This window comes from Alteromonas marina, from assembly GCF_000808575.1.
In the GTDB taxonomy this organism is placed as follows: domain Bacteria; phylum Pseudomonadota; class Gammaproteobacteria; order Enterobacterales; family Alteromonadaceae; genus Alteromonas; species Alteromonas marina_A.
In genome coordinates this window covers 1-16,142 of the sequence record NZ_JWLW01000001.1, presented here as the reverse complement: position 1 = coordinate 16,142, position 16,142 = coordinate 1, and the positions used below count along the sequence as shown (strand labels likewise).

The 16,142-nt window shown below is 45.0% G+C and carries 11 protein-coding genes; 2 read left to right on the top strand and 9 right to left on the bottom strand.

What is annotated here, in order from left to right:
• Positions 1-143: 143 nt before the first annotated feature.
• Together RJ41_RS00055 and RJ41_RS00050 are read left to right on the top strand one after the other, a co-directional pair.
• Positions 144-1,064 carry a diguanylate cyclase gene (locus RJ41_RS00055; protein ID WP_039216183.1) on the top strand — a complete coding sequence of 307 codons (921 nt, stop codon included), beginning with the start codon at positions 144-146 and terminating at the stop codon, positions 1,062-1,064.
• Positions 1,065-1,240: 176 nt separating this feature from the next.
• On the top strand, positions 1,241-3,244 hold the full coding sequence (locus RJ41_RS00050; protein WP_039216182.1) for an ATP-binding protein: 2,004 nt from the start codon (positions 1,241-1,243) through the stop codon (positions 3,242-3,244).
• Positions 3,245-3,422: 178 nt separating this feature from the next.
• Here the strand turns inward: RJ41_RS00050 and RJ41_RS00045 are convergent, their stop codons facing one another.
• From RJ41_RS00045 to RJ41_RS00005, 9 genes are all read right to left on the bottom strand, one after another.
• Positions 3,423-4,589, bottom strand: a complete 1,167-nt coding sequence (locus tag RJ41_RS00045) for a purine nucleoside permease (RefSeq protein ID WP_084081740.1) — start codon at positions 4,587-4,589, stop codon at positions 3,423-3,425.
• A 129-nt stretch (positions 4,590-4,718) separates the two neighbouring features.
• Positions 4,719-7,106, bottom strand: a complete 2,388-nt coding sequence (locus RJ41_RS00040) for a TonB-dependent siderophore receptor (RefSeq protein WP_039216181.1) — start codon at positions 7,104-7,106, stop codon at positions 4,719-4,721.
• A 241-nt stretch (positions 7,107-7,347) separates the two neighbouring features.
• Positions 7,348-8,934 carry a uracil-xanthine permease family protein gene (locus RJ41_RS00035; protein ID WP_039216180.1) on the bottom strand — a complete coding sequence of 529 codons (1,587 nt, stop codon included), beginning with the start codon at positions 8,932-8,934 and terminating at the stop codon, positions 7,348-7,350.
• 214 nt (positions 8,935-9,148) lie between these two features.
• On the bottom strand, positions 9,149-9,514 hold the full coding sequence (locus tag RJ41_RS00030; protein ID WP_039216179.1) for an AraC family ligand binding domain-containing protein: 366 nt from the start codon (positions 9,512-9,514) through the stop codon (positions 9,149-9,151).
• Between the two features lie 36 nt (positions 9,515-9,550).
• Complete coding sequence (locus tag RJ41_RS00025) at positions 9,551-10,795, bottom strand: allantoate amidohydrolase (protein WP_039216178.1); 1,245 nt, start codon at positions 10,793-10,795, stop codon at positions 9,551-9,553.
• Positions 10,788-12,056, bottom strand: a complete 1,269-nt coding sequence (locus RJ41_RS00020) for a pyridoxal-phosphate-dependent aminotransferase family protein (protein ID WP_039216177.1) — start codon at positions 12,054-12,056, stop codon at positions 10,788-10,790. Before RJ41_RS00020 ends, RJ41_RS00025 begins: the two co-directional genes overlap by 8 nt.
• A gap of 10 nt (positions 12,057-12,066) precedes the next feature.
• Complete coding sequence (locus tag RJ41_RS00015) at positions 12,067-12,885, bottom strand: sulfite exporter TauE/SafE family protein (RefSeq protein WP_039216176.1); 819 nt, start codon at positions 12,883-12,885, stop codon at positions 12,067-12,069.
• 148 nt (positions 12,886-13,033) lie between these two features.
• Entirely contained in the window at positions 13,034-14,611 is a 1,578-nt protein-coding gene (locus RJ41_RS00010; protein ID WP_084081739.1) for a gamma-glutamyltransferase family protein, read from the bottom strand.
• 192 nt (positions 14,612-14,803) lie between these two features.
• Positions 14,804-16,087 carry an amidase gene (locus RJ41_RS00005; RefSeq protein ID WP_039216174.1) on the bottom strand — a complete coding sequence of 428 codons (1,284 nt, stop codon included), beginning with the start codon at positions 16,085-16,087 and terminating at the stop codon, positions 14,804-14,806.
• Between the last annotated feature and the right edge of the window lie 55 nt (positions 16,088-16,142).

Below are 16,142 nucleotides of genomic sequence, written 5' to 3'. Positions count from 1 at the left end.
ATAATACCTAAAGCTCGTCAAAAGTTAACCTTTTCAATATACATCTATCCCTAAGGTGTTAGACTGTTAGATATTAAAAAATATAAAAAAATCGTTATGTTACAATGAAAAACAGTAGCGCGACGTACTTGTATTAGAAAGCAATGAACAGAAAAGAAATTAAACCCTACTCACAGTGTAAAGTGCTTATTGTTGATGATGAACCAATGAGCCGATTGCTGCTACAGTCAATACTTGAAAGTGAATTTCAATGCACTACTGTAGAGTCTGGAAGCGACGCCATATCGCATTGTGGCGAAGCGCTGCCCGATTTAGTCTTACTAGATATGAACATGCCAGATATCAGCGGTTTAGAAGTGTGTGCAGCATTAAAATCGGCGCCAGAAACCAAAGACATACCGGTCATTTTTGTAACCTCAACCATGGATATCAAAAGTGAAAACGCATGTTGGGAAGTGGGTGCATCAGACTTTGTTATGAAGCCGGTAAATGCCTCAACGCTTATTCATCGTGTAAAGACACACCTTCAGAACAAGCTTCGTACTGAATATCTTGAAATGATGACGTTTCATGATCAACTTACCAGCCTTTACAATCGCATGTACCTCACGAAAGAGATCCCTCTGTTAATAAAGCAGGTGGCGAGAGATAAAGGTAGTGTAGGTGCAATAATGATCGATATTGATTATTTTAAACTTTTTAATGACACGTACGGCCATCTTGAAGGCGATTTATGCTTGCAGAAAGTTGCTGAAATAGTATCCAATAACGTTAAGCGCCCTAAAGACGCTGTAATACGGTTTGGCGGCGAAGAGTTTCTAATTATTCTACCTTACAGCGATTATAAAGGTACAAAGCTTGTGGCAAATCAGCTTGTAGGTGAAGTAGCCAAGGCAAAAATACCTCATGGGAAAGGCATTGAAAATCGCGTGTCTATTAGTGCAGGGTTTGCAGCCCGGACGGCTGAGGACGTGGTAAAAGATGACATTTCCGCATTAATTGAAGATGCAGATGTATCCTTATTTGAGGCAAAAGAGTCAGGTAGAAATCGGGCCAAAGGTTAGTTTGTGCAATACTTAAAAATTAGCCTATCTTTAGCACCCCTAAACTATCCTATTGTTTAATGTCGAAACCGTTAATACCACGCTATCATCAAGAGTGATTACGTATTATTTTCGATATTTTTGAAAGCGCGGGTTAGTACTCTTCTTTTACGAGTTTGAGACTTAGGTAAAGAACAATGGTTTATTTCGACGAGCAATCGAGTTTGAATGTTAAGCTGGAAGCGCAGTTAAAGGCATCGCTATCTCAGTTAGTGCAACGTGGTTGTGACTCTTTAGGCATTTTTCAAGGCTTGCTTTTGCATCTTGACCAGGACACCGTCAACATTCTTGTAAGAGCATCATCAGCTTATCCACCCAGTTTTAAATCAATCCCTTCTTACGCAAATTGCTCACCGGTAGACAATTGTTTCCCCGTAAGCAGTGCTAAGTGTTCGACTGCATTTAAACGGTGGTTTAGTACTTATTTCAACGCGGAAAAATACATAAGAGGCCAAGTCCACAACCTCGACGGTGGGCAGGTCTGCCTAGTGTTCATCAACGCATGCCCCGAACAGTCAAATAATGTAGATAAAGTGACATTGCTCGACGATTGGTTATCTGTCATTTTAGAAAAATTTCACGTAGAGAAAGCTGAAACAAAACAAAACACGCTCTACGAAAAACTGCAAAGTGTTGCAAACGTAGGGACGTGGGAGGTTGACCTTATTACCAATGAGCTAACTTGGTCATCTCAAACTCGTATCATTCATGAAGTAGACGACAGCTACACGCCCTCGCTAGAAACTGCAATTAACTTCTACAAAGAAGGGTTCGATAGAGATGAAATAAGCCGCATTGTTTCTCATAGCACCCAGACTGGGGAGCCTTGGAGCTCAACCCTCGAGCTTACAACCGCAAAAGGCAATTCGGTATGGATAGAAACCCATGGCATGGCAGAAATGAAGCATGGTAAGTGCGTTCGCTTGTTTGGTACCTGTCAAAATGTTAATAAATCGGTTCAACTTAGGTTAGAGTTGGATGCGCGACGTAAAGAAGCAGAAGCTGCATCCAGAGAGCGTGGAATGTTGCTTTCACGCATAAGCCACGAGTTAAAAACACCGCTGAACGGCATTACCGGAATGCTTCAGGCCATAAAATTTGAAACAAAAGATAACGTTCGAATTAGAAAAGCCGACATTGCATTACATAGTGCAGATCGCTTGTTATCACTCATCAACGATGTACTGGATTACACGTCGATTATAAACGGTGAATTCACGTTAAACCACAGTGATTTCTGCGTTCGGTCTTTATGCGAAGACATTGTCGATGTGTTCAAAACAAAGTGTGCAGAAAAGGGCGTACGGTTCTATGCAGTGCTGTCTTTTGATGAAAAGACCTATGTGCATAGTGACGCGGCAAGGATAAGTCAGGTAATAACCAACTTGTTGTCGAATGCCGTAAAGTTCACCGCAAAAGGCTACATTTCAGTGCAGGTTACGCTTAAACATCAAGGCGACGTTCCTATTCTGCTGGCTTCAGTCGAAGACACCGGGGTAGGCATGAGTAATGACATTCTATCGCGGGTGTTCCGGCCGTTCCAAAACGATACCGGCAGTGCTCGTGAAGAACTCAATGGAAATGGATTAGGTCTTTCCATAGTGAGCCAGCTTGTTGAAAAAATGGATGGTGAACTTGAGGTGCGCTCGACGGTAGGCAAAGGAACCTGCTTTGACATTGCCATTCCAGTTGAAATGGCAACACTAAACGAAACGTCTAATGGAGAGATAACGCTTTCTTCTGAACTTTTAAGTGTGCCGTTAAATATTTTGGTTGTTGATGACAATGACATAAACCGCCTGGTTTTAGGGTCTATGCTAGAAAAGTTCAATTACATACCTGATGAAGCTGAAAACGGCGAAGTAGCGGTACAAATGGCGAGGGCCAAAAAATACGACATTATTTTCATGGACTGTGCTATGCCGGTGCTTGATGGTGTTAGCGCAACGAAAATTATACTGCAAGAAGCGTTAATGCCTAAGCATGGGCGCATTATCGCGGTTACTGCTAACACCACAGCTGAAGATAAATCCAGTTGCAGCGAAGCGGGCATGCAAGACTTTCTGGCAAAGCCTGTTGTACAAAATGATGTAACTTCACAGCTTAAGTTAGCGCTAGATGCAAAATCTGTAGTGGCTTAGGGGCAGTTCAGTGCTTTGAAATGCATATAAAAGCATTGAACAGCCTGTCAAAATCAGGTGACTAAACACCCGTGTTAACGCTAGCGGAACTGATAATAAGCAAGATTTGGCAGTTTGGTTAATACCAACTTAGTTAATTCCAACTAAAATATTGTACTTAAATCAATCGTTCTGAATGTTAGTCAGAACCGGGAATAGTGTGTTTTGCAGAATCCCAATTTTCAACAATAGCATTAACAACACCAGAGCCAACGTTGTAAGCAGCTTCAATTGCTGCGCCCATTGCTGCATAGCCTTCTCCCGAGCTTTCTAATTTCAAGTTTTGTGCAGCGCCTAAAGATGGAGGTTGCATAGTAAAGTTGCTCGCCGTTCTTAGTATCATCAAGCGCTCTTTGTCTACTAACCCAGCATTATCTAAATACGTTAAACTTTGAAGCGTAGCTGAGTCTTCCATGCCCGATGTGACGAAGTTTCCTTTGTCTTGCGTCCAGTAAGCTACCCAATCGTTTGCCCAGGTATTAAGTTTTTCCCCGTGCCAAAAAGTAGACGCAGATAGATGTGCTCCCATAGAAACATTAGGAAGTGCTTTTGCATTAGGTGAGAGAGTATATTTTGCTCTTAGCGTATCCATTGCTTCATTGTTTAAAAGCTTGGTATCTTTTGTAAGAGAATAGGCCCATTTCGCCAATGGTAGGTTAAGGGTGTAAACCTCTCCATTTGGGCTGTTGTTTACGTCAACTGACTCGGCGTTTTCATAAGGTTCATGAGTAAAAAGAGGAAAGTAACCTGTTGGCCACTGTGAAGGAATTTCTCTTGCATCAATGTGATGTGCAAGGTCACCATCTACAACATAATCAGTCCAAATAGCACTTCCGATAGTGTTATCGGCAGGGTCGACACCAGCGATACCTGCTACTAGCCAATAGGCTTTCGACAAATCAAAGCGAGGGTCAAGGCCCAGCGCCATTATTGCTGCTGAAGCACGCGCAGTGCCCATACCCGTCACTATGCCAATTACGCCCGTTTCAGTATTTGCATACACATCGTGAAAGCCGTGGGGTAGCGGGTATTTTGTTGTAAGCTTTTGACGTGCCTTCCACAACTGAAATTCGCCTGGTGCGTCGCCTTCATCATCGCCTATTTCAAACATACTGATTACTACCACCTTTACTTCCATCGGCTTTTCTTCGCCATTAGCGTAAGCATGGGTAGATAAAACACTTATTACTAAGCCTATCAAAACAGCCAACACAGTGGGTTTACGAAAAGCTGAATTGCGGCTGTTTTTAGCAGTACTCAATGTCGGTTGCTGTGAAAAGTGGCGAATGAAAAGGGTTAAAGACATAGAAGACTCCCAAAAAAAGAGCTCAGGTTTAGAAAACTGAGCTCTTAATTTAACGTGATTTATGTGAAAAGTGTCATCGTGCTTTCAAGTTCTTTGAAAGCACGATAACGACTTAAACGCCACGCGTATTTAGAATGAATAAGTAAACTTAGCATTCCAATGGCGTGGAAGTTCAGGAAGAACGATTTGGCTACCGAATAAATCTGGGAAGTTAGAGCGGAAATAATCTTCATCAGTTAAGTTTTTAACTGTCAAATTCAAACTCCAATCCTCTGCTTGATAAGAAAGGCCAGCATTCACCAACGTATACGAAGGTAATGTTACGGCACCTGAGAAGCCAGATGCTACCTCATCGGCATTTACTACACTTACACTTGCGGCATAGCCATTCAAGAAATCGTAAGTCGCAGTTAAGCCGTACGTGTTTTCTGGAATACCAGCTTTAATCGCGGTGGTGTTACCGTAAGCTGTATTGCCGTTTGGCGTACCGCCAAAGAAGATAGACGGGTCGTCAATGTTTGCAAAGTCTTCAGCACCGAAGAAACCAAATTGGAAACCCCCACCATCAAGTACGGTTAAATTAGTTACTTCGATGTTAGTATAAACAGCCGTTAGCACTAACTGTTCGTTTACAACCCAGCGAAGTTCAAACTCAGTACCTTCATTTAGTGTAGTGTTGTTTGTAACAGTAGACTGCGCATTTATATCTGTACGCTCTTGCTCATAAATTGATAGAGCCACATACAAGCTGTCGTCCAGAAACGACCCCTTAACACCGTACTCAAAAAGCTCAGATGTATCGAAGTATCCGCCTGGAATGTTTTCGACATCGATGTTCGCGCCTTGACCTGCTACGATAGTCGCTTGCTCAGCAACCGTGATGTAAGGGATTAAACCGAAGTCTGTTTTGTATGAAACACTCGCATTCCACGAAATACCATCTTCTTTGTCTTCAGCCGTAACATCTTCATCACCACCAAATAGCGTAATACCTCCTGGTGTTGTGCTTTCAACGTCGACAGAGTCGTATCGCAAACCAAGCACAATGTTCAAACCGTTTTCCCATGTTAGGTCAGTCATTACTGCGACACCTAAATTAAGGTAGTTACCCACATCATAGTTTGAATAACCAAACCCTGCACGGGTAGCAAGCAAACGTCTGTCTAAAGCAGTAGAGGGGCCAGTTAGGTCACGTCTATCAAAAAATTCATTAATGAAATCGTCACCGCTTTCGAAATCTGTATAACGAATTGACGGAGAGAATTGAAACTGAGCAAATAAGCTATCGTTTTCATATTCAGTGGCGAATACTATTTTGTCCTCAATGACATACGCATCATGAAATTGAGAAAAACCATAGGCATTTTCGTTTAGATTCTCATAACTTTCGTAGAAAAACTGGTTCTTTACTTCCCAATCATCTGCAAAATAAATCATATCGAAGTAAAGCGTAGTAACTTCATTTTCTAGCACATCATCAGCAGCAATCAGGGTCTGATCACGACCGAGTTGAGCGGTGCCCACATCTACTAGAGCCATGTCGTCACTAAAACTAGAACCGTCTTCTGTTAGTGGATCAACTTCAACAAAAAGGTTTGCTGCAAAGTATTCAAAGTGACTGATGCTACCATCGCCGTCAGTATCCAAAGGTTTTGCGTTACCAGTGATGTAAGTACCGTTATCAATTAAATCTTGAGTAACACGGTTCCAACCAGCGTTTTGATTACCGTCATACTTATGATACATGCCGCCAAATTCGATGCTTAAGTTGTCGGTCAGATCCATGTCAAAGGCGGCTTGAACTACGGTTTGGTCTGTTTCACTGTTGCGATAAAAAGAGTCAGAGTTTTCTTGTTCTGCATAGACGTAGTAGCCAAGATCTTTGCCCGCAAATTTGCCTGGGCCACCCACTTCTGCAGTAAGGATATTCTTGTCCCACGAGCCTGTGGTATATGAAAACTGACCAGTAGGACTATCTAAATATTGACCTCTACCTACTTTCGCTGACTTTGGGTTAAAGTTGAGGTACCCACCTATTTTAGCGGGACCATAAATAGGTGAGGCGGGACCACGAACAATATCAACACTGCTAGAGGCACCAATTGGCGTAGGGTAGTTGCCAGGGTTATCTAAACGACGCACACCTCTAAAATAAACTTCACCAGGCGTACCACGTACGTCAAGAGAGCCCGCAACGCCAAAGAAAGACTGGGTAAATGTTCCCGGTGCAAACGCTACCAGTTCATCAATGTCAGAAACGTTAAAACGCTCCATTTGCTCTTGAGATATAGTTGATGCAGAACGTGGCGTTTCAAGAATCGACTTACCAAAGCCAAACACAGACTCTACGTCTTGGCCTGGAAGACTGCCAAGCGAACCCGTTACTTGGATCTTCTCAACGTCTTTTTCTTTTACCTCTGTCTCTTCCTGAGCTAAAGCTTGTGACGACAGCGCAACCGCAGTGGTCATCGCAAACGCTTTTGCTAGAGGAGATAATTTGAATGTAGTGTTTTTCATGGTTTCCTCATTATTTTTAGTTGCCCTTTTTTTGGGCTTTTTAACGAATTATTTTTATGGTTCTTGTCGTTGGCAAGAGAGTTAGCAGGATAGGTGCCAACTACTTGTCCAGTTGGTCAAGTTTTGACCTGTGTTTAAGTCGCTGAATTATATTGATAAAAAAATATAATGTTGTTCTTATATTGTTATTTTTATGTAAACGCTCTATGTCTTTAAAGCACTTGCACCATCAGTGTGATTTTTAACGAATTTTTGCACCAAATAGAGGAGGTGTGCTATCAGCGTGCCTTTTTATGCCTAAGATTGTGTTAAGGGGTTGAGGCAGTGATACAGCTTCTAGGTTTTTGTCATTATCGCTACGCCTGTTTGGAGAATGTCTTGCATTGCCAGCGTCTTTATTTTTACGGCTAGTGATTGCGTCATTGGTAGAAGAAATAAGAGAGATGTCTTCAGGGCTTAGCTGTGACTTTGTATCTGAACTTTTTGCCTTACTCGACGGTTTTTTACCTGGCAGCGTTAGTTCTAAAATTACGGCAGTAAGGCCGGCAGATGTGACGGGGGAAAGAAGAATATTTTCTAGCCACGTTGGCAATTCGGCAAGGGCTTCTGGAACCATCATTACGCCTATTGCCATTCCAAGCGCGCAAGCAGTTACAAGGCTGCTGCGCCTATCAAGTGCGTAGCTGGCAAGAAGCTTTAAGCCGCCTACTGCTACCATAGCAAACATAACGAGAGTCGCTCCGCCTAATACCGGCTTAGGAATAGCCTGCAGCACCCCGCCAACAATTGGAAAACAGCCGATAAGAACAAATAGCGCAGCAACAAAAAAGCCCACTTTTCGGCTAGCAATACCGGTTAACTGAATAACGCCATTGTTTTGGCCAAATGTGGTATTTGGAAACGTGTTGAACATGCCGGCAAGTAAAGAGTTGACACCGTCACCCAAAATACCGCCCTTCACCCGCGCAAAATAAACGGAGCCACTTACAGGTTGTTTGCAAAAAAGGCTGTTTGCCGTTAAATCTCCCGCCGTTTCTATTGCGCTAAACAAGTAAATAAGCGCAATAGGTAAAAACAAGTTAATGTCAAAGGCTATGCCAAAAGCAAATGGGGTAGGGACTGCCACTAGTGAGAGCGAAGCGAGCCCGGAGAAATCAAGACCTTTTGTAAAGCCGACATACGTTGCGCCTATGGCCATGCCAATAAAAATAGCGCTTAAGCGAAGCCAATGATTGGTAGAAGCGTTCAAGAATACGATAACCAGCAGTACACCGAGGCCGACTGCTAAGTTCTCAGTGCTGGCAAAGTCAGCAGCATGAAAGCCTCCTGCAAGGTCGGTCATACCTACGTTTATCAAGCTAAGCCCTATAGCGGTGATCACTATACCCGTAGTCAAAGGCGTAATAATGCGCTTAAGTTTATCTACGAATAGGCTGAAAACCACTTCAACTAATGCCCCAGCCATCGTGAGTCCAAACAATAGGGCTAAAATATCTTCTGGCGTTCCGCCATTCGCCTTCACTTGGTTTCCCGCCAAAATCAACGCACTAATGAACGCAAAGCTAGTTCCTTGAATGGCGACAAGGCCGCTGCCTACTGGGCCTATACGTTTTGTTTGAATTGCTGTGCCAAGGCCACTAACAAATAGCGCCATACTAATAAGGTAAGGTGTGTATTCAGTAAGGCCTAGCGTTGATGTAACAATAAGAGTAGGGGTTATAACACCAACGAAGCTCGCTAATAAATGCTGGAATGCCGCGGTAAGAGAGGGAAGAAATGCCGGGCTATCATGTAAGTCGTAAAGTAATTCGCTGTGATTTGAAGACATGAGCAATTTTTCTTGATGACAGTTGCTCGATGGTTGCAAGATGTTGACCAATTAGTCTGCTTTGTTTTGCGTTTTTAAAGTATTGTTTTTACTATGGTTTTTGAAGTTAGCGAATAGGGGGTACAGCGGAAAGAACTGATTGAGCCCCAATTTGGTGCCTAAACAAAAAAATGCGCTAAATTAGCGCATTTTGTAAAGGTGTGTTGAGGTCAATTTAAAAGGTAACCCCTTCATCTAGCGTCACAAAAATAGAGTGGCGAACTTCATTGTACATAGCCCGTGAACAGTGACCTTCACCTTCGGTATCTTCCAGTAACAGCACGTCGCCCGCCCCAAATACATGACGCTCGCCGTTAGACACGGTAAATTCTGCGCGTCCTTTTAAAATGAAAAGCAACTGTCGCGCGGGGGCTGGGTGCCATTTAAAATCATAATCTGCGGGGGTTTCGCGAAAGATAATTTTATCTGCACCAAATTTTTCTGACAGCATCCCAATTGGGCCACCGTCTTTTAGCGGTATTTCAACTTCGCCAAAGTGGCTTTTGCCCGCCTCATCGTTGTAAATCCTTGTTATTTTCATTATTAACCCTTAATTAAAACTTTACTGATAAGAACATTACGCGTGCTTAAGCGCACTGATCGTTCTATAAAGCACCGACAAACTGGCTGCCACATCATCACCGGTTATAGACTCTGCAGGGTGATGGCTGATACCGCCCTTACAGCGCGTGAAGAGCATGGCCACAGGGCTAATATCTGCAATAGCCATGGCATCATGTCCTGCACCAGATGCAAGAATTCGAGGAGCAATACCGCTTTCCTCAACGCCACGAACTAGCGCGTCTTTCAACTGGCTATCGCAATGCACTGCAGGTGCACTATGCGTTTGCTCACGAGTGAGGACTACTTGTCTAGATTGCGCAATGTCGTCAAATTTTTGCAATATTTCTGCCAATACAGAATCGCGTAAATCGTCATCTTCGCTTCGAATATCTAAGGAAAATCGTGTGCGCCCAGAAATCACGTTTACGCCGTTAGGTGCGTTTTCAATTTTCCCAACGGTTGCTACCACTCCCGGGCGTTGTAAGCTAATACTCTCAACAGCGAGTAGCATTTCTGCACTCGCACATAGGGCGTCACGACGCATAGACATAGGCACAGTACCGGCGTGCCCAGCCATACCTTCTACCATAAAATTAAAGCGCTTCGCGCCAGCAATGGCACTGACCACACCCACAGGCAGGTTTTCTTGCTCTAAAACAGGGCCTTGTTCAATATGAAGCTCTATGTAGCCTAAAATGTCAGTGCGAGAAATAGTTGCACTGTTTACTGCATCGAAATTAAGCCCAAAGTTTGCCATGGCTTGCTCTAGGCTAACGCCATCTTCATCTTTTAAGTGGCGCCATTGCTCTTGCCACTTGCCCGTTAAGGCGCGGCTTCCTAAAAGCGTAGTGCCGAAACGCGTGCCTTCCTCGTCACAAAAACCGACAATGTCGATGTGAAAAGGGAACTTAGTTTGTGTACCATCGAACATAGCCACCAGAGAAATAGCAGCGACCACGCCAAGCATTCCGTCATACTTTCCGCCATTAGGTACAGTGTCGAGGTGGCTGCCTAAAATTAGTCGCGGCGCGTTGGGCACGCTCGATGTGTAGCGACCCCAGATATTACCAACGGCGTCTTGCCATGTAGTCATACCGGCTTCAATCATCCAGCCAGACGTCAATTGATTGGCAAGTTTGTGTTGCTCAGTCAAATAACGCCTGTCTAGACAAGAAGCGTCCTGGCTTAAGGTACCTAATGTTTCGCACCTTGCCATAACTTGCGTTGCCAATTCAGCAAATGCTGCGAATTCATTCATTCGCAGCTCCTGCCGCTTTGGCCTTGGCATAAACGCTAAGTGCAGCATCTACCCCTTTACCCGCAGGTAGCGCAAGGCCTTGCATGCGAAGTACGGTTTCAAGCGATTGAAGTGTGTGAAGTACCGCGTCTTCTCTGGCGTTGTAGCCCATAGTGCCAATGCGCCAAATCTTACCTTTTAATGGCCCAAAGCTGGTGCCGATTTCGATATTAAAGCGCAGCAGTAGGGTTTCGCGAACTTCTTCGCCGTGTACACCGTTAGGAATATGAACACCTACCACGTTGTACATTTTGTGTTTCAGGTCACCGAATGGTTCTAGCCCCATAGCCTGAATACCCGCTAGCATGGCGTCGCCAGCCACTTTATGACGTGCGATAACGTTTTGCTGGCCTTCTTCTAAATGTAGGCGCGCGCATTCACGAGCACAATAAAGCATGCTAGCCGCTTCTGTGTGGTGGTTTAACCGCTCTTCGCCCCAATAATCCATGATCATCGGTAAGTCGAAATAGTTTGAGCGAATTTTAGGGCCGCGGGCGGCCTCGTGATGCGCATCGCGAATACCGGCTTCAACGTGATGGCGAGTTCGCACGGTTTTAACAAATTTGTCGCTCAGGGTAATAGGAGCGCTACCCGAAGGACCACCTAAACACTTTTGCAGGCCAACTGATACCGCATCTAACTTCCATGCGTCTACCTCTAGCGGGTTTCCGCCTATTGACGCTGTAGCATCACAGTAAAATAAAACATCGTGGGCTTCACAAATAGCACCAATATGCTCAAGGGGTTGAAGCATGGTGGTAGACGTATCGCCTTGCACAATGGCAAGTAGCTTAGGTTTTACTTCTTTTACCGCGGCTTCAATTTGTTCAGGTGTAAATACTTCGCCCCAAGAAACTTCTATGGTGTGTACTTCGGCGTCAGCGCGCTCTGCAATTTCAGCAAGCAAGTGACCAAAACGCCCAAATATAGGTACGAGCACTTTGTCGCCCGGCTCTATCGCTGATACCAAAACGGCTTCAATGCCAGCTCGTGATGTGCCATCAACCAGAAAAGTTTGCTGGTTCTTGGTATTAAAAACATCACGGTACAGCTGCATTACCTCATTCATATAGCCAGTCATCACCGGGTCGTACTGGCCCACTAACTGGGTAGACATGGCACTTAATACACGTGGGTAGCAGTTAATTGGGCCCGGACCCATTAGCAAGCGAGGTGGTGGAGAAAGTGGTGCGAAAGTACTTGTAGTCGCTTCTTTAGACATATGGGCGCTCCTAGATAAGCACTTGCGCTAACATGCGCAAGCCAGTGATGATAAGAACCACAGCAAAGATTTTCTTAAGTAAACCTGCGTTTAGCTTGTTGGCAATGGTTGCTCCGACCGGTGCAAATAACACGGTAAGCGGAACAATGCAGGCAAAACCTAGTAAATTGACGTAGCCGTAAGTTGCAAAGGGTGCATCGGCAGGTGTAGCACCTACAAATAGCAAGGTAAGCGCAGCTGGAAGCGAAATAATCAGGCCAACCGCTGCAGCAGTGCCTACTGCTTTGTGTGCTGGGTAGTTACAAAATGTAAGGGTAGGTACAGTTAGCGTGCCGCCGCCAATGCCCACCATAGAGCTAAATAACCCAATACAGGTTGCCATAATCGACTGACCCGCACGGCCTGGAAGCCCTTTAAATAGCGCATCTTTTTTGCCAATGAGCATATTAACCGCTGACAAGGTAGCGATAATGCCAAACAGCAAAGTCAGGAACGTGGGGTTAACCGCGGTTACCGCATAGCTACCTGCAAGCACGCCAATTAAAATGAACACGGCCCAGGCTTTAAGCAGCGCAAAATCTACATTGCCTTTACTATGGTGAGCGCGAATAGAGCTCACTGACGTAGGGACGATAGTTGCCAATGATGTGGCCGTGGCAATAACCATGGCGCTTTCAGGCGAGACGCCAAGGGCTTGAAATAAGAAAAACAGTACTGGCACTATAACAATGCCGCCACCTACGCCAAGCATACCTGCTAGTATGCCAGCGAATACGCCCGTCCCTGCGAGCGATAATATAACCGTTAGGTTATCCATTAAGAACTGCATGTGATTTCTTTCTCTTTAACAATTGTTGTTTATTTGATTTTGTAAGCGTTTAACTAAAATACGTCTTTGCAGACCCATTGCGGTAAACGCGGCTTAGGTAACGCACCCTAGTTTGTGCGTTTACAAAGTCATCTCTTGCGGTAAAAAACTAGCGATGGCCTAAATAGGCTTTACCATCACTTCTAGGATCGCTTGCGCCGCTCACGGTGCCTTCTGTGTCGCGAATAATCGCCCCAGCGTGACCCATAAGTTCGTTGCAAGGGTCTACCGTAACCATATCGTGGCCCCTTGCCAGTAAGCTCTCGCCCACATATTCAACTAGGTCTCGCTCTGCTTTTAAATTGTGACTTTGATCGCCCCAGGTTCTACCAAGTAACCAGCGGCCAAGAGAAATCGCTTTGTCGATAGGCTGTCCGTGGTAAATATGTCGAGCGAAAAGTGCCGCCTGAGTTTGGGGCTGACCTTCACCGCCCATTGTGCCGTAGCTTATACGGCGACCATCGATAAGTTCTGCAAACGCTGGGTTTAATGTATGGAATGGTTTCAACCCCGGCGCTAAATATTGATTACTGTTCGGGTCTAGCGAGAACGAGGTACCTCGGTTGTTCCAAACAATACCCGTTTGCGGGCTTACTATTCCCGAACCAAATTCCCAATAAAGCGATTGTATGTAGCTGACCATGCGCCCTTCTGAATCGCAGCAGCCCATCCAAATGGTATCGCCGTGCTTGGCTTCATGAGGCCATGGCAGAGCTTTGTCTAACGAAATGTTTTTCACCATCTCGTCAAGCACGTTATCGCTTAGCAGGCTTTGTAAACTCACCGGCGTGCGAGAAGGGTCGGTTACGTTTGCGTTACGAGCAATAAAGGCTTGTTTCGTACACTCAATAAGTAAGTGCACCATGTCGGCGTCGGTGTTGCCTAAATGCTGAACTCTGTCATAAAGCGCCAAAATAATAAGCGACGCGACACCTTGGGTAGGGGCCGGCAGGTTATAAAGCTTGCCCTTGCTGGTAGAAACTGACAATGGCTCTACAATTGTTGCTCTATAGTTGTTGAAATCTTCAAGGCGAATGGGGGAGCCTGCTGCTTCCAAATCTTCAGACAGTTTTGCTGCTAATTCACCGTGGTAAAAATCATCCAGTCCTTTTTCTGCTAAGTGTTTTAAGGTTTCTGAAAGCTTTGTAAGTTTTAGTATTTTACCTTTTTTAAGGGCCTTACCTTTAATCAAAAACTGGGCAAAATTTTCATCCAAGCTTAATTCATCAAAGGTTTTATTGCTGGCATCCACTAAGCTTTGCGTAACTTCAATTCCCCAATTGGCTTGACTTATCGCCGTATCGAACAATGTGCTCAACGGCATACCATTTTGCCATTCATGGCTAATTTCAAGGGCAGCTTTCCAACCAGCAACGGCGCCGGCCATAGTTAACGCAGACTTGCCACCACGGCTAGGGATGGCATCGCATCCTTCGTAAAATGATGGCGTTGCACCTCTTGCTGCTACGCCAGATGCATCAATACCAATAGGCTTTTTGCCCGGCTCACTAATTAGCCAAAACCCATCGCCACCCATACCGTTCATGTGCGGGTATTCAACCGCAATAGAGGCAGCAGCCGCCACCATAGCTTCAATCGCAGTACCGCCTTTTTCTAGTATGTTTAAACCCACTTGCGATGCAGCAAAATGAGGGGCTGTGAACGCGATGTTTGGTTTTTCACTCATATTTATTTCCTTCTAAAAATCAGCAACCACGCCGTCAGCTTTAGCCTTAGCTAGTCAAGAGCCAGGCAAATTGACGCGAGTTAAGGTCTTACTTCCGCTTTCTACTTTCAACTTGAATGCGATAGTACGCTTTATGCCCTATTTAAGTGCGATTTAACTGTGACTCAAATAAGGCCAGCACACTGTGCACGTTTAGCGAGTGGTTAGCTTTTTTGCCAACGCGAGAAGTGCAAGATCGTTGCCTTTTTTGCCCACAAGCGATAATCCGCACGGGGCGTTGTGTAGGGTAAACAACGGCAAATGAAGCTGGGGTAAACCCGCAAGCCCTGCTATGGCAGTAAGTGCAAGCAGAGCGTTTCTATCATTTGCCAGAGTCGTTTCATCAGCATCGCAACGAGGTGCAACACCGGGTGTTGTGGGAATAACCAAAACATCTATTTTTTCAAATAGCGCATTTAAATTATTTATTACCACGGTTTGTTGCGCTTTTGCGTGTTGTATATCTTGGGTTGTTATGGTTTTACACCAATCCAAGCGCGACATAATGTCGTCAGCGATATCGGGTTGAGTATCTTCAATCCATTCGCCATGTTGCTGCCAAATTTCACCGCCTTGTAAGGTGCGAAATGTAGCGGCGGTTTCTAACGTATTTAAATTTAGCTGTGCTTCTGACAACTCAATGCAGTCGCTGTGTTCAGCAAGCGCCGCAAGCCAGGTTTTACATAGCGAGTTGTGAGATGTTTGTTCGAACAAATGTGCTGCTATACCAAATTTTGGTGCTTCTGATATTGTGCTTTGCGTAGCGCTATTCAGACAAACGTTTGCAACCTTAGTTAGCGTGTCTAGGTCGCGGGTCATCCAACCTACGGTATCGAACGAAGGCGCAAGCGCTACCATATTGTCACACGTGACTGCCCCATGGGTTGTGCGAAGTCCCCATAACCCTTGGTAGCTAGACGGTACCCGAATAGAGCCGCCCGTATCTGTGCCAAGACCAATGTCGGCAAGGTGGGCGCTAACCGCCACTGCAGAGCCCGACGAAGAACCACCCGGAATATGGGCCGGTGCCACTGGGTTTACTAGAGCTCCGTAATGCTTATTTTGCCCATGTAAGCTATAAGCCAACTCATCGGTAATGGTTTTACCTTTAAACACGGCACCTGCTTTAAGTATATTCGCCACACAGCTATTGGTATTTTCGGCTATAGAGTGGGTTGCCAACCAGTCTGGGTTGCCCGCAGCAGTCGGTAAACCTTGAATATGAAACAAATCCTTCACCGCAAGCCCTAATCCGCTAAGCGGCTTTGCGGCATAACGCGCATCCGTTGAACCCTCGATTTCCTCTTGGTTTGCCGTGTTTTTTGACGAAGACGCCTTGCCTTCACCGTTATAAATGGCATCAATGGTTACTTCAATATTTTCAATTGCCTGTGTGAACCTTGCATCACAGGGCTTTAGTACAAAAGGAGAGCTCACAGCGCGTTACTTATTGGTTATTGATTCTTTATTCGTCTTGACTTTCTAATGAAAC